Source organism: Mycobacterium sp. IDUB_28, assembly GCF_055419285.1.
This window is the reverse complement of the sequence record NZ_JBVAXK010000012.1, coordinates 23,207-42,328: the sequence shown is the minus strand read 5'-3', so window position 1 is coordinate 42,328 and position 19,122 is coordinate 23,207. Positions and strand designations below refer to the sequence as shown.

The 19,122-nt window shown below is 67.3% G+C and carries 19 protein-coding genes and 1 pseudogene; 6 read left to right on the top strand and 14 right to left on the bottom strand.

Going from position 1 to position 19,122, the window contains the following annotated elements:
- Positions 1-82: 82 nt before the first annotated feature.
- Together ACZYZ9_RS22005 and ACZYZ9_RS22000 are read right to left on the bottom strand one after the other, a co-directional pair.
- Positions 83-772, bottom strand: a complete 690-nt coding sequence (locus tag ACZYZ9_RS22005) for a GAP family protein (RefSeq protein ID WP_463828401.1) — start codon at positions 770-772, stop codon at positions 83-85.
- Positions 773-830: 58 nt separating this feature from the next.
- Entirely contained in the window at positions 831-1,985 is a 1,155-nt protein-coding gene (locus tag ACZYZ9_RS22000; protein WP_463828400.1) for a TDT family transporter, read from the bottom strand.
- A gap of 78 nt (positions 1,986-2,063) precedes the next feature.
- On the opposite strand from ACZYZ9_RS22000, the gene ACZYZ9_RS21995 reads away from it, so the two are divergent.
- The 3 genes from ACZYZ9_RS21995 to ACZYZ9_RS21985 all read left to right on the top strand — a co-directional run bounded on the left by ACZYZ9_RS21995 (position 2,064) and on the right by ACZYZ9_RS21985 (position 4,441).
- Positions 2,064-2,303, top strand: a complete 240-nt coding sequence (locus tag ACZYZ9_RS21995; RefSeq protein ID WP_463828399.1) for a hypothetical protein — start codon at positions 2,064-2,066, stop codon at positions 2,301-2,303.
- Complete coding sequence (locus ACZYZ9_RS21990; protein WP_463828398.1) at positions 2,300-2,683, top strand: integrase; 384 nt, start codon at positions 2,300-2,302, stop codon at positions 2,681-2,683. The genes ACZYZ9_RS21995 and ACZYZ9_RS21990 overlap by 4 nt, the downstream gene beginning before the upstream one ends.
- A 195-nt stretch (positions 2,684-2,878) precedes the next feature.
- Positions 2,879-4,441, top strand: coding sequence for an LCP family protein (locus tag ACZYZ9_RS21985; RefSeq protein WP_463828397.1), 1,563 nt, complete (start codon positions 2,879-2,881; stop codon positions 4,439-4,441).
- 6 nt (positions 4,442-4,447) lie between these two features.
- Here the strand turns inward: ACZYZ9_RS21985 and ACZYZ9_RS21980 are convergent, their stop codons facing one another.
- From ACZYZ9_RS21980 to ACZYZ9_RS21970, 3 genes are read right to left on the bottom strand one after another with little or no spacing between them, the layout of a single operon-like run.
- Positions 4,448-5,224 carry an SDR family NAD(P)-dependent oxidoreductase gene (locus ACZYZ9_RS21980; RefSeq protein WP_463828396.1) on the bottom strand — a complete coding sequence of 259 codons (777 nt, stop codon included), beginning with the start codon at positions 5,222-5,224 and terminating at the stop codon, positions 4,448-4,450.
- Between the two features lie 7 nt (positions 5,225-5,231).
- A complete protein-coding gene (locus ACZYZ9_RS21975) occupies positions 5,232-6,065 on the bottom strand; it encodes an SDR family oxidoreductase (RefSeq protein ID WP_463828395.1) in 834 nt (277 codons plus the stop codon).
- Between the two features lie 18 nt (positions 6,066-6,083).
- On the bottom strand, positions 6,084-7,019 hold the full coding sequence (locus ACZYZ9_RS21970; RefSeq protein ID WP_463828394.1) for an enoyl-CoA hydratase: 936 nt from the start codon (positions 7,017-7,019) through the stop codon (positions 6,084-6,086).
- 151 nt (positions 7,020-7,170) lie between these two features.
- Here ACZYZ9_RS21970 and ACZYZ9_RS21965 point away from each other — a divergent pair, with 151 nt between their 5' ends.
- The 3 genes from ACZYZ9_RS21965 to ACZYZ9_RS21955 all read left to right on the top strand — a co-directional run bounded on the left by ACZYZ9_RS21965 (position 7,171) and on the right by ACZYZ9_RS21955 (position 9,451).
- Complete coding sequence (locus tag ACZYZ9_RS21965) at positions 7,171-7,335, top strand: hypothetical protein (protein ID WP_463828393.1); 165 nt, start codon at positions 7,171-7,173, stop codon at positions 7,333-7,335.
- Positions 7,335-8,792: an alpha,alpha-trehalose-phosphate synthase (UDP-forming) gene (locus ACZYZ9_RS21960; protein ID WP_463828392.1), complete on the top strand. Its 1,458-nt coding sequence runs from the start codon at positions 7,335-7,337 to the stop codon at positions 8,790-8,792. Before ACZYZ9_RS21965 ends, ACZYZ9_RS21960 begins: the two co-directional genes overlap by 1 nt.
- Positions 8,793-8,872: 80 nt before the next feature.
- A complete protein-coding gene (locus ACZYZ9_RS21955) occupies positions 8,873-9,451 on the top strand; it encodes a hypothetical protein (protein ID WP_463828391.1) in 579 nt (192 codons plus the stop codon).
- A 6-nt stretch (positions 9,452-9,457) separates the two neighbouring features.
- On the opposite strand, the gene ACZYZ9_RS21950 is transcribed toward ACZYZ9_RS21955, so the two are convergent.
- From ACZYZ9_RS21950 to ACZYZ9_RS21910, 9 genes and pseudogenes are all read right to left on the bottom strand, one after another.
- Positions 9,458-9,949 (bottom strand): mammalian cell entry protein, encoded by a 492-nt coding sequence (locus ACZYZ9_RS21950; RefSeq protein ID WP_463828390.1) that lies wholly within the window; start codon positions 9,947-9,949, stop codon positions 9,458-9,460.
- Complete coding sequence (locus ACZYZ9_RS21945; protein WP_463828389.1) at positions 9,949-10,650, bottom strand: mammalian cell entry protein; 702 nt, start codon at positions 10,648-10,650, stop codon at positions 9,949-9,951. The genes ACZYZ9_RS21950 and ACZYZ9_RS21945 overlap by 1 nt, the downstream gene beginning before the upstream one ends.
- A gap of 22 nt (positions 10,651-10,672) precedes the next feature.
- Positions 10,673-12,355, bottom strand: a complete 1,683-nt coding sequence (locus ACZYZ9_RS21940; protein WP_463828388.1) for a virulence factor Mce family protein — start codon at positions 12,353-12,355, stop codon at positions 10,673-10,675.
- 10 nt (positions 12,356-12,365) lie between these two features.
- Positions 12,366-13,523, bottom strand: coding sequence for an MCE family protein (locus tag ACZYZ9_RS21935; RefSeq protein WP_463828387.1), 1,158 nt, complete (start codon positions 13,521-13,523; stop codon positions 12,366-12,368).
- The gene (locus tag ACZYZ9_RS21930; RefSeq protein ID WP_463828386.1) at positions 13,520-14,935 is read right to left on the bottom strand and encodes a virulence factor Mce family protein; all 1,416 of its coding nucleotides are present in this window, start codon (positions 14,933-14,935) and stop codon (positions 13,520-13,522) included. Before ACZYZ9_RS21930 ends, ACZYZ9_RS21935 begins: the two co-directional genes overlap by 4 nt.
- Positions 14,932-16,005, bottom strand: coding sequence for a virulence factor Mce family protein (locus ACZYZ9_RS21925; protein ID WP_463828385.1), 1,074 nt, complete (start codon positions 16,003-16,005; stop codon positions 14,932-14,934). The genes ACZYZ9_RS21930 and ACZYZ9_RS21925 overlap by 4 nt, the downstream gene beginning before the upstream one ends.
- The gene (locus ACZYZ9_RS21920) at positions 15,995-17,047 is read right to left on the bottom strand and encodes an MCE family protein (protein ID WP_463828384.1); all 1,053 of its coding nucleotides are present in this window, start codon (positions 17,045-17,047) and stop codon (positions 15,995-15,997) included. The genes ACZYZ9_RS21925 and ACZYZ9_RS21920 overlap by 11 nt, the downstream gene beginning before the upstream one ends.
- 4 nt (positions 17,048-17,051) lie before the next feature.
- Positions 17,052-18,251, bottom strand: a pseudogene (locus ACZYZ9_RS21915) (MCE family protein); the annotation flags it as partial.
- Positions 18,252-18,256: 5 nt separating this feature from the next.
- On the bottom strand, positions 18,257-19,099 hold the full coding sequence (locus ACZYZ9_RS21910; protein ID WP_463828383.1) for an MlaE family ABC transporter permease: 843 nt from the start codon (positions 19,097-19,099) through the stop codon (positions 18,257-18,259).
- Positions 19,100-19,122 lie beyond the last annotated feature (23 nt).

Here is a 19,122-nt window from a genome sequence, read left to right as displayed (position 1 = left end):
GACGCCCGGCTTTGCCACTTAGCTAAGCACGAAAAGTGGGACGCGGGATAGCTGGTCCCGGCCGGGGCCGCAGGGGGTCACATCACAGGGCGCTGATTCCGTTGTGGAGCACCATCGCGCCGATCAGCAGCAGCACGACGGCGAGCATGGCGGCGTGGTTTTTCTCCATCCAGTCCTTGAGCCGGTCGAGCTTGTCGTCGAGGCGGTCCCCGGCGCTCAGATAACCGACGATCGGGATCGCGACCGTCGATGCCGACAGGACGACGAAGATCGCGGCGAACAAAAACTTCCCGCCTGCGGCGAGCCCACTGGTTCCGATGGCCAAGCCGCCGGCCAGGCACAACAGCGACACCTCGAGGCGGACCACCGTCAACACCACCGCGACGATGCCCGCGCGCCCAGGGGTGATGGTGTCGAAAGCGCGCATCCAGCGCGGGGTGTCGGATTCCCGATGCCGGGTCAGCCACCGATAGCCGCCGAACAGGATCAGCACGGTGCCCAACACCACCCGCAACCAGGACGCCCACTGCGGCGTCGCCTGGTGCAGGCCCGCGAACAAACCGGATCCGGCGACGAAGATGCCGGTCAGCGCGGCCAACCCGAGCACCCACCCGGCCAGGAACGCAATCGCCGTCGGCCGGGGCCGCGGTGCGTGCAGCACCAGCACCGCAGGAATGATCGTCAACGGCGATACCGCGATGACCAGAGCCAGCGGTATCAGCTTGGTCAGCAACGAAACAAGATTTCCTGTCACGGGCAGCAATCTTCGCATTGAGCCGTGCCGGGTGACTCACCAAACGCCGAGGCGCACCGACGGGCAACGCCTGCGGTCAGTCCTTGCTGGCCTTGACCGGGTCCGCGCTGGGCGCCAGCTTGAGCAGATTGCCCCGCAGGCTGGCGCGCGCGGTCCGGACGGTCACCAGGACCCAGGTCAGCAGCAGGCCGGCGTAGGCGACGGTTGCGGCCACCGTGAACGCCGGCAGGTGGGTGTGCGACGCCAGCTGTGCCGTGCCCGTGACGAACGTGCCGACGGGGAAGGTCAGGCTCCACCAGGTCAGGGCGAACGGCATGCCGCGCCGCAACGTGCGGACGGTGAGCGAGGTGGCCAGCGCTATCCACAGCACCGCGAAACCCCACACCGGGACCCCGAAGATGACGGCGAACGCGGTCATGGCTGCCGCCAGCCGATGATCCACCGCGCCGGTCTCAGCAGCCGACGCGAGCAGGCCCGCCGCGGTGATGGATTGCCCCAGCGGACCCAGCACGATCCACAGTGTCGGCACCCGCGCCGAACCCGAGGTGCCGTAGAGCACCAACCTGCTCCAGATCATCGCGATGATGTTCAGCGAGGCCAGCAACGACATACCGAACATGGCGTAACAGCCGAACAGCATCGTCTCGCGGCCTGTTCCGGGCGGCAGGTGCGGCAGCAGCAGCGCGCCCGTCGCGGCCGACACCATCGGCGGCACCACCGGCATCAGCCAGCCCCCGAACGCCGCGTCAGGTTCCACGCGCAACTGGGTGAACATCAGGAACGGGATGCTCACCGCGGTGAACAGCCCACCGACGGTGCCGACCGTCCACAGCACCCAGTCCAGGTCCACCGCGATGCGTTCGCCGAGCAGATCCCCCGACACCAGCACCGCACCCGCGCCGACCGTCATCATCGCCATCGGCGCGGCACCGTAGAAATGCGCCATCTGCGGATTGCGGGCATGGGTGCGGGCGACGGTGGGATTGCGCAGCCAATGGCCACCCACCAGGACGACCAGCACTGCCAGCAGAGCCGCGGCCAGTATCCAGACGCCGTGGGTGAAACCACGCAGCCCCGGCACCTGGACCGGCAGCGTGGCGCCCGCGATGGCCACGATTCCGGTGCCCATCACCGAGGCGAACCAGTTGGGCCCGATGTTGCCCAGCACCTCGACGCGGGTGGGTGACGTACCGGGTACCGGTGCCGCGTCGACCGGTATGGGGGCGCTCATAGCAGTGCAACCTACCCGCGCCCAGGTCACTAGACTCCCGATGAAGTGCACGGACGACGAAATGAGACGCACTTTTCGATGAAAGCGCCGTTGGTGATCGGGATCTGCACCGTGGTCGTGGTCGCGGCGCTGGCCATGCCGGTCAAGCAGCGCTGCGGTGCGCCGGACCGGACCTGCGCCACCACGGTCGACGCCCGCGGCGACGTGCACTACTACTACGAAGTCGAACCGTTCGGGATAGTGGTATTCGAGATAGTGACGGGTATGGACATCCCGTTGTATTACACCTCCGGTGAGGAGATCGAGAGGGTCCGATGAACGCTCGAATAGCGGGACTGGTCGTAGTGGCGATGATGCTCGGCGGCTCCCTCGCCGCGGTACCTGTGACCGATGTGGCGCTGGTGAACGTCAGCGAGAACTACTGCGGCGCCAACTATCTGTGCCTGGCCGATCCGGCGCCGGACGGTGGCGACCAGGCCACCGCGGAACGCCGGATCGCCGACGGCTACGTCGCCAAACAGGCCGGCTGCACCCCCGATGCACCGGCCAACCCGCGGTCCGTCACCTGGGATCCGCCCGGATTCACCCCCAACGCCGGGGGCGCAGGCATGATCAACGACGCCAACCCGGCCCTGGGCGGTCACTTCGTGGCCGACTACGTCAACGGCCGCTGGCACATCGACTATCAGTACTGCTGAGCTCCGGGATATCGCGCGAAACTCCCCCGAAAGGGTGTCTGACCTGCCCACCAGGTGAGTCTGCCCACATCGTTACCCGTGGAGCATGGGCTCCGCAGCAATCTGTCGCATACTGGACGTCATGCCTGAAACGACTGCACCGCAAACCGCCGGCCGGGCGCCGGCCGGTTGGTGGGTGGTTGGCCGAGGACGGTAGTGGCGCGCTCCGGCGGTAACCACCGCCTCCGATCAGACCGCCGCGCTGCTCGGCGGCCGTCGCGACTGGCCAAGCGGCTGTCGCGGGTCTTCATGACCCTGGCCTCGGCAGTGGCGGTCGGGATGACCGGGGCCGGCTACTGGGTCGCGCACGGCGCGCTCGGCGGCATCACCATTTCGCAGGCGTTGACCGCCGAGGACCCGCGGTCCAGCGGAAACACCATGAACATCCTGCTGATCGGGCTGGACTCCCGCAAAGACCAGGAGGGCAACGACCTGCCCTGGTCGATCTTGAAGCACCTGCACGCCGGCGACTCCGACCAGGGCGGCTACAACACCAACACGCTGATCCTCGTGCACGTCGGCGCCGACGGTAAAGTCGTCGCCTTCTCGATCCCACGAGACGACTGGGTGCCCTTCAACGGCGTCCCGGGCTACAACCACATCAAGATCAAAGAGGCGTACGGGCTCACCAAGCAGTACATCGCCAACCAGCTGGCCAATCAGGGCTCGCTCACCCAGCGCGCGCTGGAAGCCCGGGGCCGCGAAGCCGGCCGGGCCGCCACGCTGCGCGCGGTGCGCAGCCTGACCGGCGTTCCGATCGACTACTTCGCCGAGATCAACCTCGCCGGCTTCTATGACCTGGCCCAAACGCTGGGCGGCGTCGAGGTATGCCTGAACCATCCCGTTTATGACTCCTACTCCGGCGCCGACTTCCCGGCCGGGCGTCAGCGCCTGGACGCCTCCCAGGCGCTGTCGTTCGTCCGGCAACGGCACGGTCTGGAGAACGGCGACCTGGACCGCACCCACCGCCAACAGGCCTTCTTGTCCTCGGTCATGCGGGACCTGCAGAGTACGGGCACCTTCACCGACCTGAACCGCCTCAACAGCCTGATGGCCGTGGCCCGCAAAGACGTCGTGCTGTCGGCGGGCTGGGACGAGGGCCTGTTCCGCCGGATGGGCGAACTCGCCGGTGGGAACGTCGAGTTCCGCACGCTGCCGGTGGTGCGTTACGACAACATCGACGGCCAGGACGTCAACATCATCGATCCGGCCGCGATCAAGGCCGAGATCGCGGCGGCGTTCGGAACGGTTGCCGCCCCGACCCCGGCGACCACCACCAGCAGCAAACCGAACCCGGCGACCGTCGTCGACGTGGTCAACGCCGGCAGCATCGGCGGCATGGCCAGCCAACTGTCCACCGCGCTGAAAAAGCGCGGTTTCACTGCGGGACAGGTCCGCGACCGCGAGTCAGGCGACCCGACGTCCACCACGCTCCAATACGGTCCGGGTGCGGAAGCCGACGCGCAGAACCTGGCCACGCTGCTCGGCGTCGACGCTCCGCTACAGCCGAGCCCGAACATTGCGGCCGGACATATCCGGGTGACTGTCGACACCAACTTCTCGCTGCCCGCCGCCGAAGAAACCACCACCACGAGCACCAGCACCACCACGACCACGACATCGACCAGCGGCTATTACTACAACGGCAACTTCACGCCGTATCCCACGCCCGATCGCGGCAAGCCGATCGACGGCGGCGGCGTGCCCTGCGTCAACTGAGCCGCGTCAGGCGTGGGTTCCGCCGTCGATGCGGATCTCGGTCCCGGTGATGAACGCGCCGTCCTCGGAGACCAGCATCGCGATGACACCGGCGATGACCGACGGGTCCGCCATCCCGGTGCCGCTGGACGTTTCGGTGGTGGGCAGGATCGGCATCAGCCGGCCGAACAGCGACCAGTTCGCGTCTTTGGGGATGTATCCGCCGGTGGCGTCGGTGATTCCGGACTTGATGCTGCCCGGCGCCACGCATACCGCCCGCAGACCGGCGCCGGCGTACTCCAGCGCCAGCGAGTGGGTGAACGCCTGCACCCCGCCTTTGCTGGCGGCGTAGGCCGCCATGTAGGGATGCGCGAAGGTCGCCGAAGTGGAACTGAAGTTCACCACCGTGCTGCGCGCGTTGTCCAGCAGCGCGGGCAACGCTTCGCGGACCACCAGGAAGGTGCCGGTCAGGTTCACGGTGATGATCTGATTCCACAACTGAAGGCTGGTCTGCCGGGTGTGGGCGGCACGCAGCATGCCGGCGGCGTTCACCACGGAGTCCAGGCCGCCGAGGGTGCCGACCGCCGTCCGCACCCCGTCGATCACCGCCTGCTCGTCGGCCACGTCCATCGGCAGCGCGGTGAACCGGTCACCGGCCCGTTCCCCGACGGCGGTCAACGCGTCGGCGGCAACGTCGGCCCCCACCACCCGGGCACCTTCGTCCAGTAAGCGCAGCGCGGTCGCCCGACCGATCCCCGACGCCGCGCCGGTCACCAGGATCCGCTGGCCAACGAGTCGCTGCACGGCTTGCTCAGACCACGCCGCGCAGCGCGTCGGCACCGAACATCTGCTCCATCATCGACGAATAGTCCGGGCCGCGGCGCACCATGTGGCCGCCGTCGACGTTGATGCACTGGCCGGTGATGAAACTGGCGGCATCGCTGAGTAGGAACATGGCCAGATTGGCCACATCCTCGACTTCACCCACCCGCGGCAGCGGCGTGCACAGCGCATAGTCGCCGCTGATCTCCGGCGACTGGATCACGCTGGCGTCGACCAGGTCGGTGCGGATCAGACCCGGACGGATGCTGTTGGCCCGCACCCACGACGCCCCGAGTTCGTCGGCGGCCAGCTGCATCATGTGGTCGATGGCCGACTTGGTGACCCCGTACGGCCCGAACCAGCGGTGGGTGTTGCTGGCCGCGATCGAGGAGATCGCCACGAATGACCCGCCGCCGCCGCGCACCAGTTCGCGGGCGGCGTGCTTGAGCACGTACATGGTGCCGTTGACGTTGAGGTCGACGGTGCGCCGCCAGGCGTCGGAGTCGGTGTGGGTGAGCGGTCCGATGGTCAGCGATCCCCCGGCACTGTGCACGACGCCGTGCAACCGGCCGTGCCAGGCGGTCGTCGCGTCGACCGCTCTGGTGACCTCGTCCTCGTTGGTGACGTCGACGGGTTCGTAGCGGATCGAGCCGGGCAGCTGCAGCCCCTCGATCTCCTCGACGGCCTGCGCCAGCCGGTCGGAGCTGCGGCCCACGATCATGACCGACGCGCCGGCGTCGACGAGCCCGGTCGCCACCGCCTTGCCGATCCCGCTACCACCACCGGTGACCAGATACGTCCGGTCGTCAAACGAAAGCTGCACGGAAAGACCCTCTCTCGGTCAGGGCTCGTCGCGACGGGCGATCTTGGTCGGCCTGGCGGTACGCCAGTCCTCGACGTCCGGCGGCAGCCCGACCGGGAATCTGTTCTCATTGTGGGCCGCCCAGTGCGCGTGCCCTAGCTCGTGGACGTGGAACGCGTGCCGCAGCGCCTCGGTGAACCCCATCGCGTCCGATGCGGCGTTCACCGAAGCTTTGACCAGCAGCGCGGCCATCGTCGGTCGCTCGGCGATGCGGCGCGCGAACTCCAGCGTCTTGTCCTCCAGCTCGTCCACCGGGAACACCTTGGACACCATGCCGAGCCGGTAGGCCTCGTCGGCGTCCAGCGAATCACCGGTCAACAGCAGCTCTTTGGCCTTGCGCGCCCCGAACTCCCAGGGATGCGCATAATATTCGACGCCCGGCATGCCCAGCCGCACCGCGACCACGTCGCTGAACTTCGCGTTGTCGGCCGCGACGATCAGGTCGCAGGCCCAGATCAGCATCAGCCCCGCCGAGATCGCGTTGCCCTGCACCTGCGCGATGGTGATTTTGCGCAGATCGCGCCAGCGGGCGGTGTTCTCGAAGAAGAAGTGCCACTCCTGGTGGTAGAGCTTCTCCACGATCGGCGTCAAGGTGGCGCCGTGCGACTGGAACGTCGGGTGCTGGGCCGGGCCGGGCTTTCGCTCCAGCAGCGCGGCCTCCGAACCCAGATCGTGGCCGGCGGAGAAGTTGCGGCCCCGGGCGGCCAGGATCACCACCCGGACGGTGTCGTCGGCCTCGGCGCGCCGGAAAGCCTCGTCCAACTGCACCAGCAGGGTGCGGTTCTGGGCGTTGTGCTCGGCCGGTCGGTTCAACCAGATGCGTGCGATGCGACCCTCGTCGAGGGTCTCGTAGGCCACCATTTCCGGGGCCTGGTACTCCTGCGCCTCGGCGCTGTCCTGATCGGAGAGTGTCATGCGCCCACCTCACTTGTCACGGGCTAGGTCTTTACACATTACGGACGGTCTGTAAGCGGGCCGTAGCTGGGGCGGCGCGCCCCGGTGAGCACGCCGACCCGGGTGCCGGACTAGAAAGCGCCGGCGACCCGGCTTCCCTTACAGTTGAGTAATGCCTACCAAGACCGACCACGGTGACATCGGCGACGTGGAACCGCTGGCCGACAGCACGGCCAGCCAGGCTCGACGCGTTGTCGCCGCATACGCCAACGACGCCGACGAGTGCCGGGTCTTTCTGTCCATGCTGGGTATCGGGCCGGCGAAACTCGACAACTAATGGCTCCCAAGGGTGGCGGGGACTCTGACTTCGTCGTCGTCGCCAACCGTCTGCCGGTCGATCAGGAACGGCTCCCCGACGGCACCGTCAACTGGAAACGCAGCCCCGGCGGCCTGGTCACGGCCCTGGAGCCGCTGCTGCGCAAGCGGCGCGGGGCCTGGATCGGCTGGCCCGGGGTCGTTGACGACGACGTCGAACAGCAAGACGCGCCGATCGCCCAGGACGACCTGCAGCTGTATCCGGTCCGGCTCAGCGCCGCGGATGTCGCGCAGTACTACGAAGGGTTCTCCAACGCCACGCTGTGGCCGCTCTATCACGATGTGATCGTCAAGCCGGCCTACCACCGCGAGTGGTGGGAGCGGTATGTCGATGTCAACCGCCGGTTCGCCGAGGCGGCTTCGCGCGCCGCCGCCCAGGGGGGCACCGTCTGGGTGCAGGACTACCAGCTGCAGCTGGTGCCGAAGATGCTGCGCGAGTTGCGGCCGGACCTGACCATCGGATTCTTCCTGCACATCCCGTTCCCGCCGGTCGAGCTCTTCATGCAGTTGCCGTGGCGCACCGAGATCATCGAGGGGTTGCTGGGGGCCGACCTGGTGGGCTTCCACCTGGCCGGCGGCGCCCAGAACTTCCTGATCCTGTCCCGGCGGCTGGTCGGTGTCGAGACCTCGCGGGGAGCCGTGGGGGTGCGCTCCCGCTTCGGCGAAGTGCAGCTCGACGACCGCAAGGTCCGGGTGGGCGCCTTCCCCATCTCGATCGACTCCAGTGAGCTGGATCGGGCGGGCCGCGACCGCAACATCCGCCGCCGGGCCCGGGAGATCCGCGCCGAGTTGGGCAACCCGCGCAAGATCCTGCTCGGTGTCGACCGCCTCGACTACACCAAGGGCATCGACGTGCGGCTCAAAGCGTTCAACGAGCTGCTCGACGAGGGGCGCGCCAAACGGGACGACACCGTACTGGTCCAGCTGGCCACCCCCAGCCGGGAGCGGGTCGAGAGCTACCAGATCCTGCGCAACGACATCGAGCGGCAGGTCGGGCACATCAACGGCGAGTACGCCGAGGTCGGTCACCCGGTGGTGCACTACCTGCACCGGCCGGTCCCGCGCGACGAACTCGTCGCGTACTTCGTGGCCAGCGACGTCATGCTGGTCACCCCGCTGCGCGACGGCATGAATCTGGTGGCCAAGGAGTACGTCGCCTGCCGCGGCGATCTGGGCGGGGCCCTGGTGCTGTCCGAATTCACCGGCGCCGCAGCAGAACTGCGTCAGGCTTACCAGGTCAACCCGCACGACCTCGAAGGTGTCAAGGATGCGATCGAGGCCGCGCTCACCCAGTCCGACGAAGAGGGCCGGCGCCGGATGCGCGCGCTGCGCCGCCAGGTGCTCGCCCATGACGTGGACCGTTGGGCGCGGGCCTTTTTGGACGCGCTGGCCGATGGGCGTCCGAACGGCTCCGACTGAACCATGGTGCTGCCGCCGAAACGCTGTGATACTCAGGTGCAGCGCTCGGCGTGGGAACAAGCACCGATAGGGAGAGTTTCGTGAAGATCCGTCGCGGACTGGCCGTCAGCGCCGTCGTGAGCACGGCCGTCGCTGTGGGGATGGCGCTGGATTCCGACACTCCGGCCCATGCGATCGGACCGCCGGCCGACGGCAGCTACGCCTTCAACCAGGCCGGTGTGTCCGGCGCCGTCTGGGCCATCAGCGCGTTGTGCGTTCAACCGTCGGGAACCCGCAATATGAACGACTATTCGGACCCGATCGTCTTCGCCATGAACTGCGCGCTGAACGTGGTCAGCACGACCCCGGCCAACAACACCCGGGCCGAACATCTGCAGAACTTCAGCGGCCGGGCCCGGATGAGCAGCATGCTGTGGACCCTGGATGTCAAAAAATCAGAGGGCATTTCGTGTCCGGGCGGTGGATTCGCCGAAACCCACGAAACCTATGCGTTCAGCGACGAGACGATGTCGGGCACCCACACCATCCTCAACGACGCGGTGTGCGGCCTGCAGCCGGGGATGACCAAGCAGCCGTTCTCCCTGGCCTTGATCGGCCCGCCGCCCAGCCCGGTCGAGCGGTATCCGTTGAACTGCAACGAATACGCGATGTGCTTCTAGTCGAGCTCAGATAGGCGCGATCTTGGCGATCAGCCACTTGCCGTCGATGCGCTGGAATTCCACCCGGAGCCGGCTGCCCTCGTAGATGGGCTGGCGGGTCTTGTCGGTCACGATGCGGTTCATGTAGACCATGACCGCCGCCGAATTCCGGTTGGCCGACATCACTCCCACGCCGGACACGCTGGCCTGTACCACGACCTCGCGCTTCTTGGCCTCGGGGATGATCTGCTCGTTGACGCCCTTGCGGAACTCCTGCAAATACGCGGGAGTCAGCAGCGGAAAGGCTTCGGTCAGGGTGCGCTCGACGGTCTGAAATTCGTAGCCGAAGACCTGCGGGATCTCCTTCTCGGCCAGCTTCGGCAGGGTATCGCGCGCCGCTTGTTCGCCGCGTGCCTCCACCCGGTCCCAGTACATCCAGCCCCCGGCCGCCGACAGCCCCACCACCAGCGCGATCGCCAGGCTGGCGGCGGCGGTGAACAGCCACCGCAACCAGCGCATCAGTTACCCCCGTTGGGGTACATCAGGTCGTAACCGGTCATCCGGCCGGCGTCGTCCTCGTGCACGATGACCCGCAGCCGGTAGGGCTCGGACGGCTTGTTCACGCCGTCGATGTCGGCGACCGTCACCCGCACCGCCACCAGCACCGACGCGTTGTTGCTGACCGGGTCGATGCCCTCCAGGGCGGCACCGTTGACGACGGCCTCCGAGGTCGCGTTGGTCTTGCGGTACAGCGATTTGAGGAACTCGATGCTCTCGGTGCCGAATTTGCTGCGCAGCGGCCCGCTGGTGCCGTTGACGAACCGGTTGACCGACTCGTCGATGGTGTCCGGCGTGTAGCTGTACATGTTGACCACGGTCTGCTTGCCGGCGTCGACGAAACGCTGCTCGCGGGCCTGACGTGCGTCGGCGTGCCGGTGCTGGAGCAGCAGGACGGTGACCACCGCCGTCAGCCCGGCGATTGTCACCATCGCGGCCGCCAGCGAAATCCAGCCGACCAACCGCCGGTGCGGCTGCCGTCGCCGCGGCGGTCTGGCCTTTGCGGTGCGTTTGTCGAGTTGGACCGTCCGCGGTGTCGTCGCCTCAACCGCGGCATCGCCCGGGGCGGGACTCTTGCCGTTCGTTTCGGCCGTGGGCGGTCCCGCCGCCCGCGACGCCTTGCGGCGTACGCGCGGGGTCGTCGACTGTGTTTCTGTCACCACCGGAACCACTGAACCTTGCTCGTCAGAACGCTTTGGGCGCCAGCATCAGGTCCACCCAATTCTCGGCGGTGGACGTGCCGCTCACGCCGGACGCGAAGATACCAGTGCCACCGGCCGGGTCGGCGAACCGTCCGGTAGCCGGGTCGTACGTCGTGTAGGCCGGACCGGCGGCCTGCGGCTCGGGACCGGGCGCCGGGCCGGTGCCCAGCGGCGGACCCGGCGGCTCGAGGTACTTCGGGTACGGCAGCTGCGGCGGCACCGGCGGCACACCCGGCGGCATGTACGACGGGTTGCCCGGCGGTGGCCCGCTGTCATTGGGCGGCGGATGGTTGAACGCCGGCTGATGCGGAGCCGGACCCGGGCCCGGCACCACCCCGGGCGGCGGTGGGCCCGCGATCGGGATGCCCGGATCGGGGTCCGCTCCCGGCGGAATGTACGGGAAGTGGTTGGGCGGCAGGATGTTCAACCCGTTGGTGACCGGAGTGCCGTACGGGACCGGCGGGCCGCGCCACGGGTTGCTGCCGATCGGCACGAACCCTTGCGGGTCACGGCACAACTGGACCGTGGGTGCCCGCTTGCCGGGGAACTCCTGGCACGGGTAGTTGCGGGCGCCGCGCACGGTGGTGGGGTCGTTCTGCGCTGCCTTGCAGTACATGTCGCGCGGGACCTCGCGCACCGTCTCGTCGGCCGGGGTGCGCATCAGCGGCGCGGGGATGAAACCGGTGCTGCACGGCGGCGGGTCGTTGAGGTCGAGCTTGAAGTCCAGCTTCGCGCCCTCGTCCTGCGGCGCGCCACCAGCCGCGGTGGTGATGGCCGCGAACAGCGCCGGGAAGACCACCAGGAGTTGCTCGATCGACTTGTGGTAGATCACGCCGACCCGGCCCAGATTCGCCATGTTGGCCGCCAGCGCCGGGAACGACGGGCGGATGCCGCTGAACGTCTCGTTGGCCTGGTCGATCGCGCCCGGGGCGGTGGCCAGCGTGTCGCGCAGCCGAGGGTCGGCGACCCGCACCTGGGAGGTCACCCGTGCCAGCCCGTCGGCCAGGGTCCTGATGTCGGCGCCGGCGCGGACCTGGGCTTGCAGGAACGGCCCGGCCTGGTCGATCAGCTGCGAGACCTGCGGGTAGTCGGCGTTGGCCTCGTCCACCAGCAACCGTGCCGACTCGACCAACCGGGCCAATTCCGGGCCGGTGCCGTTGGTCGCCACGAACGCCTCGTGCAGGACTTCGCGCAACCGGGTGTCACCCAGGCTGTTGACCAGTGTCTCCGCCCGCTTCAGCAAATCGGCGACGTCCTGCCCGATCTGGGTGTTGGCCCGGTCGATCTTGGCGCCGTTGCGCAGCTTGCCCGGCGACGGGTTCGCCGGCGGCACCAGGTCGATGTACTGCTCGCCGATCGCCGACACGCTTTTCACGGTGGCGGTGACGTTCGCCGGAATCGGGGTTCCGCTGTTGAGCCGCATCTGGGCGGTGACGCCACTCTTGTTCAGCCCGACGGATTCGACCCGGCCGACCGCCACGCCGCGGAAGGTGACGTTGGCGTTCTTGTACAGACCCCCGCCGGCCACGAAATCGGCACTCACACGGTAGGTTCCGATGCCGAAGGTGGCCGGCAACCGCAGATAGAAGATCGCCATCACGGCCAGGGTGATGACCGTGATGATCGCGAAAATCGACAGCTGGATCTTGGTGAGTCTGTCTATCATCGTCCCGCCTCTACTGTGCTGCCGTGCCGGGCGGAATCTTGAACGGGTCGGCCGCCTGTCCGGACAGGTTGGCCAGCGAGCCCATCAGGAAGTCGGGCGGAGTGAGCACCTCGTCCATGTGCATCATGTTCGGGTCGAGCGCGTAGCTGGTGGTGAAGAACGTCTCCCCCAGCCGGCGCAGGGTCAGGTCGAACGTGGTGAACACGTTGAGGTAGTCACCGCGCACCGCCTGCTTGATGCCGAAGTTCGGGAACGGGAACGTCAGCATGATCTGCAGCGACGTCACGAAGTTCTTGCGGTTGTCGTTGAGCGCCTTGAGCGCCGAATACAGATCCTTGAGGTCGGCGGCGAAGTCGACCTTGGTCTGGGACAGCACGTGCGAGGTGACGTTGGCCAGCCGACGCAGCGAACTGAACGCTTCGACGATGTGGTCGCGATTCTTGTTGAGCACCCGGACCGCTTCGGGCAGCGTGTCCAGCGCCCGGCCCAGATTGTCCTTGTCGCGCGCCAGGATCGCCGAGAACCGGTCCAACCCCTCCATGGCGCCGATGATGTCGTTGACCTGCCGGTTGAGCCCGGACGTCAACTCGGCCAGGCGCGGCACCAGGTCGACGAACTGTCCCTGCCGACCGGCCACCGCCTGATACGTCTCGTCGGTGATCTCTTCCAGCGCACCCACATTGCCCTTGTTGACCACCACGCCCAGCGCCGAGAAGACCTCCTCGGTGGTGGGGAAGCGGCCGGTGTTGGCCTCGATGATGCGCGACCCGTCCCGCAGCTTGTTCGGCGAGGCGGGCTTGCCGACCGGCGGGGCGAGTTCGATGTGCAGCGAACCCAGCAGCGACGTCTGGGAGACCCGCGCAATGGCGTTGGCGGGCAACACCACGTTCTTGTCCAGCGCCAGTTTCACTGCGGCATAGAAGGATCCGTCGGCACGTTGCTCGGCGGCGATGCCGGCCACACTGCCGACGGTGACGTCGTCGACCATCACCGGCGAGTTCTGCGGCAGTGTCGCCACATCCTTGAGTTCGACGGTAATGGAGTACGCACCACCGCCGTGGCCCGCGGTCCCGGGCATCGACAGCGAGTTCAGTCCGCCGAAGGAACAGCCGGCGAGCAGCGTGCTACCGAGCGCACAAACACCCGCGCGCAACCAGATTCGCCTCATCTGCCGGCTCCCTGCTCGGCGGGCAGCGGCCCGGCGGGACCGGGCAACGGGCCCGGGGCGGGCGCTGTGGCGGGACCCGGCGCCGGGCCGTATCCCGGCGGCGAGGCGGGCCCCGGAGCCGTCGGGACGAACAGGCCCTGCAGGTCGGTGGTATTGCCGGGCGCGGGTTGCTGCCCGGCACCCTTGGCCGGAATCCAGGTCAGCTCCGGAATCGGCATCTGGGCTTTGGCCTGCGTCGCCGGGGTGTCGTAGATCATCTGGCCCTTGTAGGCGGTGATGGTGTTGATCGGGTGGAACATGATCGGCGGGTAGTTGACGGTCAGCCGGCGAAGCACCGGTCCCAGCCGCTCGCGGCAGATCTCGGCGCGCCGGTAGTAGTCGGGAGCCGACGGGCCGCCCGCGGTGTCGAAGGAACCACCGCAGATGAACTGCACCGGGTTCATGAAGTTCGGCAGCGAGAGCAGCCCGTTCAGGGTGCCCTGCGCAGGGTCGTAGATGTTGTAGAAGTTGGTGATGCCGGGACCCGCGACGTGCAGCACCTGCTCGATGTTGTCGCTCTGGTCGTTCAGGGTCTGGGTGAAGTCCTTGAGCTGATCGACCGTTTCGATCAGTGTCGAATTGTTCTCCTGCAGGAAACCGCGGACGTCGGTGAGTGCCTGGTTGAGAGTGCCCAGGGTCTGGTCGAGATCGCGGGTACTGTCAGCCAGCACCTGCGACACCGACGCCACATGGCCGGCGAATTGCACGATCTGCTCGTTGCTCTGCGAGAGCGCGTCGACCAGGATCTGCAGGTTCTTGACAGTGCCGAAGATGTCGCTGCGCGAATCCCCCAGGCGCCCGGCCACCTGTGCGAGCTCGAGCAGCGCGCTGTGGAACGACTGCCCGTTGCCGTCGAGGGTGTTGGCCGCCTGGTTGATCGCCGCGCCCAGCGGGCCCTGCATCTCGCCCGCCGCCGGGCTGAGCGACACCGACAGGTCGGTCAGCGACTTCTTCACCTCATCCCACTCCACCGGGACCCCGGTGCGCGACAAGTCGATGCTCGCGCCGTCGGGCAGCACCGCGCCGCCGGTGTAGGCCGGGGTGAGCTGGATGAACCGCGCCGCCACCAGGTTCGGCGACATGATCAGGGCCTTGGCGTCCTTGGGGATCTTGACGTCGTCGCCGACGGTCATCGTGATCAGCACGTCGGAGGCCCGCGGCTCGATCGACTCGATCTCGCCGACCGGAACGCCCAGGATGCGTACCTGGTCCCCGGGGTAGAGCCCGACGGCGGAGGTGAAGTGGGCGGTCAGCTTGCGCCCACCGCCGCCGGCAGAAAACAGCACGTAGGCGCCGCCCAACAGCGCCGCCACCAAGGCCACGACGGTGACGGTCCGCAGGCCTTTGCTGCCGAATCGCTTCGCGGTGGTCATGGCGACTTCGGCCTGATCGTCCAGCGCTCCTGGATCATGCCGCGCAGGTAGTCGGCGAGGCTGTCGGGCAGCTTGCCCGGCTGGAAGACGAAGTCGAACATCGCCGCGACCAGTGGCGCGGGGATCGCGCCGAAGACGTTGACGTTGAAGCCGGGTCCGGAGCCCACCACCTCCCCCAGCGTGGTGGCGTAGGTGGGCAGTCGTTTGAGGGCCTCGGTGATGTAGTCCCGCCGCTCGTTGAGGTTGGCCATCACATCGTTGATCTTGGACAACGCCGGGCCGAACTCCCTGCGGTTGTCGTTGACGAAGCCGGAGAGCTGCGCGGAAACGCCCTGGATACCGGAGATCAGCGAACCCAGCGCGGCACGGCGTTCGTCGAGGGCCGCGAACAGTTGGTTGCCGTCGTCGACCAGCTGCCTGACCTGCCCGGCGCGATCGGACAGCACCGCGGTCACCGACTTGGCGTGGGTGAGCAAACCTTGCAGCGCCTCGTCGCGGGAATTCAGCGTGCGGGACAGCGTGGTGACGCCGTCCAGAGCGCCGCGCAGGCCCGGCGTCGCGTCGTGCAGGGTGTTCGTCAGCACCTGCAACGCGTGCTCGAACTGCGGCTTGTTCAGATTGGTGGCGTTCTGGCCGAGATCCTCCAGCGCGCCGGCCAACGTGTAGGGCGTGGTGGTGCGGCTCAGCGGGATGACCGTCGCGTGGCCGCGGCCGCCCGGGCTCACCGAGATCGACCGCTCACCGAGGATGGTGTCGGTGCGGATGGCGGCCAGCGACTGGTCGCCGACTTCGACGTGCCGGTCCACGGTGAAGGTGACCTTGGCGGTGTCCCCGGCCAGGCTGACGTCGGAGACCTTGCCCACCTTGACGCCCGAAACCAGCACATTGTTGCCTGAGGTGATACCGGCCGCGTCGCTGAAATAAGCGGCGTAGGTCTTGCCCTGCGGCCAGAAGGGCAACCCGGCGTAGCCGAAGGCGATCAGGACGACGCAGATCACCACCGTGAGGCCGATGACGCCGGTACGCAGCGGATCACGGTCACGTTGGCTGCTCGGCTTGCTACTTGGCAAAGGCGCACCTCCCCTTGCTCGAATCGACCTGGCCGCCCAGGCCGAGCCGGATGTCCGAACCGGCCGGCCCGTTGATCTTGATGGTGACCGAGCAGAAATAGATGTTGAAGAACGAACCGTACGTGCCGAGTGCGGCCAGCCGCAGGTAGTCCTCGCCCAATTGCTCGATGTCGTTGTTGATTTCGGCTTTGCGGGTGTCCAACTCGGTGGCGAACGGCCGGGCGTTTTCCAGTACGCCCTGCAGCGGCCGGCGCGAATTCCGCAGCAGGTCGGTCAAATCCGTCACCGTCGACGACAACGGCGGGATCGCACCGGCTATCGGGTCCCGGTTCTTGGCGAGTCCGTCGATCAGCTGCTGCAGTTGGTCGACGCTGGTCGAGAACTGGGCGCTGCGCTGGTCGATGGTGCCCAGCACGGTGTTCAGGTTGGTGATCACGTCGCCGATCAGCTGGTCGCGCTTGCCCAGCGTCGAAGAGAAGGCACTGGTGTCGGCGAGCACGCTGGACAATGCTCCGCCCTGCCCCTGCAGCAGTTCGATGACCGCGCCGCTGATCGCGTTGATCTTGTCCGCGTCCAACCCTTTGAGCACCGGCTTGAGTCCGCCGAGCAGTGCGTCGAGATCCAGGGCGGGCTGGGTGTGCGCAGAGTTGATGGTTCCGCCGGCCGGTAGCTTGCGCAGCTCGCCGGGCCCGGAGGTGATCTCCAAGAACCTGTCGCCGACCAGGTTCTCGTACCGGATCACCGCACGGCTGGACGAGTACAGCGTGTAGCGCGAGTCGACGCCGAACTCCACGTCGACGGTGTTGTCGCGGTTGAGTTTGACCCCCGAGACCGCGCCGACCGGAACACCGGCGATGCGGACCTTCTGACCACCCTTGAGCTTCGACGCGTCGATGAAGGTGGCGTGATACGTGCTCTCCGAACCGAACCGGAAGTCACCGAACACCACCACCAGCGCCGCACTGACCAGCAACATGACCACCGTGAAGATGCTGACCTTGATCACCATCGACCGGTGCGACGGCATTGCCCCGCTGGCCATCAGAGTCGTCCCGTTCCGCGAAGGCGCCGTGGAAGAGGAACTGCAGCGTAGAGGGCGCGTCGAACTGGAACTCGGTGTAGGGCTCGTAGGGGATCAGCGCGTTGTCGGTGACCAGGAACGGCGCCCGGTAGAACGAGCCGCCGGTCTGTTTGGTCGGGATGTTGGGCAGGCCGCGGCAGTTCGGCCCGCCGGAGGCGTTCACCAGCGGCAGGCTCTCCGGGTACGTGTAAGCGGGGGCGCCGATCACGAAGCTCGACGAGGTGAACAGGCCCGCCTTACGCACCCCGATCAGCGGTGCGAATTCCTTGATGCCGCGGTCGATTCCGGCCAGCAGGCAGCCGAACTCCGGCGAGTAGTCGGCGGCCACTTTGAGCGGGGCGCGCAGCCGGTTGACCGTGTCGATCAGGTTCTGTTCGGCCGGGGCCAGCGTGTCGTAGCCGTTGTTGGCCAGCCCGATCGTGGCCAGCAACGTGGTGTTGAGGTTTTGCTGCTGATCCACCACGGTCCGGTTGATCGTCGGCAGGTTGCCGACGACGGTGTCCAGGTCGGGTGCCGCGTCACCGTAGTAGCCCAGCGCGACGGACGCCTGGCGGAAATCCTCCTGCAATGCAGGCAGTTTCGGATTCGCTTGGCGGGTGAGGGTGTTGAGCCCGGTGAGCAATGCCCCGAAGTCATCGCCGTGGCCACGCAGGCCCTCGGAGAGCGCGCTCAACGTTCCGTTCAACTCGATCGGGTCGACCTTGCGCAGCAGGTTGAGCAGCGATTGGAACAGCGTGTTGACTTCCAGCTGCACCGCCGAGGCCTCCACCTGCGCACCGTTGCGCAACGGGGGCCCGGCTTTGTCGCCGGCGGGCGGAATGAATTCCACCGACTTCGCGCCGAAGATCGTGTTGCCGGCGATCTGCACCGTCGAGTTGGACGGGATGTAGTGCATGTCGTCGCTGTAGATGGCCAGCTTCAACCGCGCCTGCTCACCGCTGTAGGTGATGTCCTCGACCTTGCCGATCTGGATCCCGCGGAACTTGACCTTGGCCCCGGGCTCCATCACCAGCCCGGCCCGCTTGGACGAGACGGTGACCGTGTCGGTGGAGGTGAAGGCGGCTGAATAGGACAGATAGGTCAACACCGCCGAGGCCACCAGCAACCCGCCCAGCACCGCTGCGGCCACCCGGCCGGCTGTGCGTCGCGATCCAGTGTCTGACATGCCCGTTACCCCGACAGATTGAAGTTGCCGGACGCACCGTACACGGCGAGTGAAATGAACAGGGTGATCACCACGACGACGATCAGCGAGGTACGCACCGCCTGCCCGACGGCGATGCCGACGCCGACCGATCCGCCGCTGGCGTTGTACCCGTAATAGGTGTGCACCAGCATCACCGCGATCGACATCACGATCGCCTGCAGGAACGACCACAGCAGGTCGGACGGGATCAGGAAGGTATTGAAGTAGTGGTCGTACAGGCCGGCGGACTGGCCGTTGACGAACACCGTGGTGAACCGGGCCGCGAAGAACGCGGCCAGCACCGACAACGAGTACAGCGGGACGATCGCGACCAGACCGGCGATCAGCCGGGTGGACACCAGGTAGGACACCGAGTGCACCGCCATGCACTCGACGGCGTCGATCTCCTCGGACACCCGCATGGCACCGAGTTGAGCCGTCGCCCCGGCGCCGATGGTGGCCGCCAGCGCGATTCCGGCGATGACCGGCGCGACGACGCGCACGTTGAGGAAGGCCGAGAGGAACCCGGTGAGCGCCTCGATGCCGATGTTGCCCAGCGATGAATAACCCTGCACCGCGATCACCCCGCCGGAGGCCAGGGTGAGGAAGGCCGCGACGCCGACCGTGCCGCCGATCATCACCAGTGCGCCCGCCCCCAGCGTCATCTCGGCGACCAGGCGGATGGTCTCCTTGCGGTAGCGGGTGAGCGCGTTGGGCACGTAGCGGAAGGTTTCGCCGTAGAACAACGCCTGCTCGCCGAAGTTGTCGACCGGTTCGGCGAACCTCGAGAAGAAATTGCGCAGGCGAAAGGTGACGTCGTAGCTCATCGCATACTCACCATCGCTCGCCT

Coding starts and splice junctions, on each gene's coding strand:
- ACZYZ9_RS21960 (WP_463828392.1), top strand. CDS start 7,335: ATGGCTCCCAAGGGTGGCGGGGACTCTGACTTCGTCGTCGTCGCCAAC.
- ACZYZ9_RS21995 (WP_463828399.1), top strand. CDS start 2,064: ATGAAAGCGCCGTTGGTGATCGGGATCTGCACCGTGGTCGTGGTCGCG.
- ACZYZ9_RS22000 (WP_463828400.1), bottom strand. CDS start 1,985: ATGAGCGCCCCCATACCGGTCGACGCGGCACCGGTACCCGGTACGTCA.
- ACZYZ9_RS21920 (WP_463828384.1), bottom strand. CDS start 17,047: ATGGCCAGCGGGGCAATGCCGTCGCACCGGTCGATGGTGATCAAGGTC.
- ACZYZ9_RS21910 (WP_463828383.1), bottom strand. CDS start 19,099: ATGAGCTACGACGTCACCTTTCGCCTGCGCAATTTCTTCTCGAGGTTC.
- ACZYZ9_RS21950 (WP_463828390.1), bottom strand. CDS start 9,949: ATGCGCTGGTTGCGGTGGCTGTTCACCGCCGCCGCCAGCCTGGCGATC.
- ACZYZ9_RS21970 (WP_463828394.1), bottom strand. CDS start 7,019: ATGACACTCTCCGATCAGGACAGCGCCGAGGCGCAGGAGTACCAGGCC.
- ACZYZ9_RS21990 (WP_463828398.1), top strand. CDS start 2,300: ATGAACGCTCGAATAGCGGGACTGGTCGTAGTGGCGATGATGCTCGGC.
- ACZYZ9_RS21930 (WP_463828386.1), bottom strand. CDS start 14,935: ATGACCACCGCGAAGCGATTCGGCAGCAAAGGCCTGCGGACCGTCACC.
- ACZYZ9_RS21965 (WP_463828393.1), top strand. CDS start 7,171: ATGCCTACCAAGACCGACCACGGTGACATCGGCGACGTGGAACCGCTG.
- ACZYZ9_RS22005 (WP_463828401.1), bottom strand. CDS start 772: ATGCGAAGATTGCTGCCCGTGACAGGAAATCTTGTTTCGTTGCTGACC.
- ACZYZ9_RS21940 (WP_463828388.1), bottom strand. CDS start 12,355: ATGATAGACAGACTCACCAAGATCCAGCTGTCGATTTTCGCGATCATC.
- ACZYZ9_RS21935 (WP_463828387.1), bottom strand. CDS start 13,523: ATGAGGCGAATCTGGTTGCGCGCGGGTGTTTGTGCGCTCGGTAGCACG.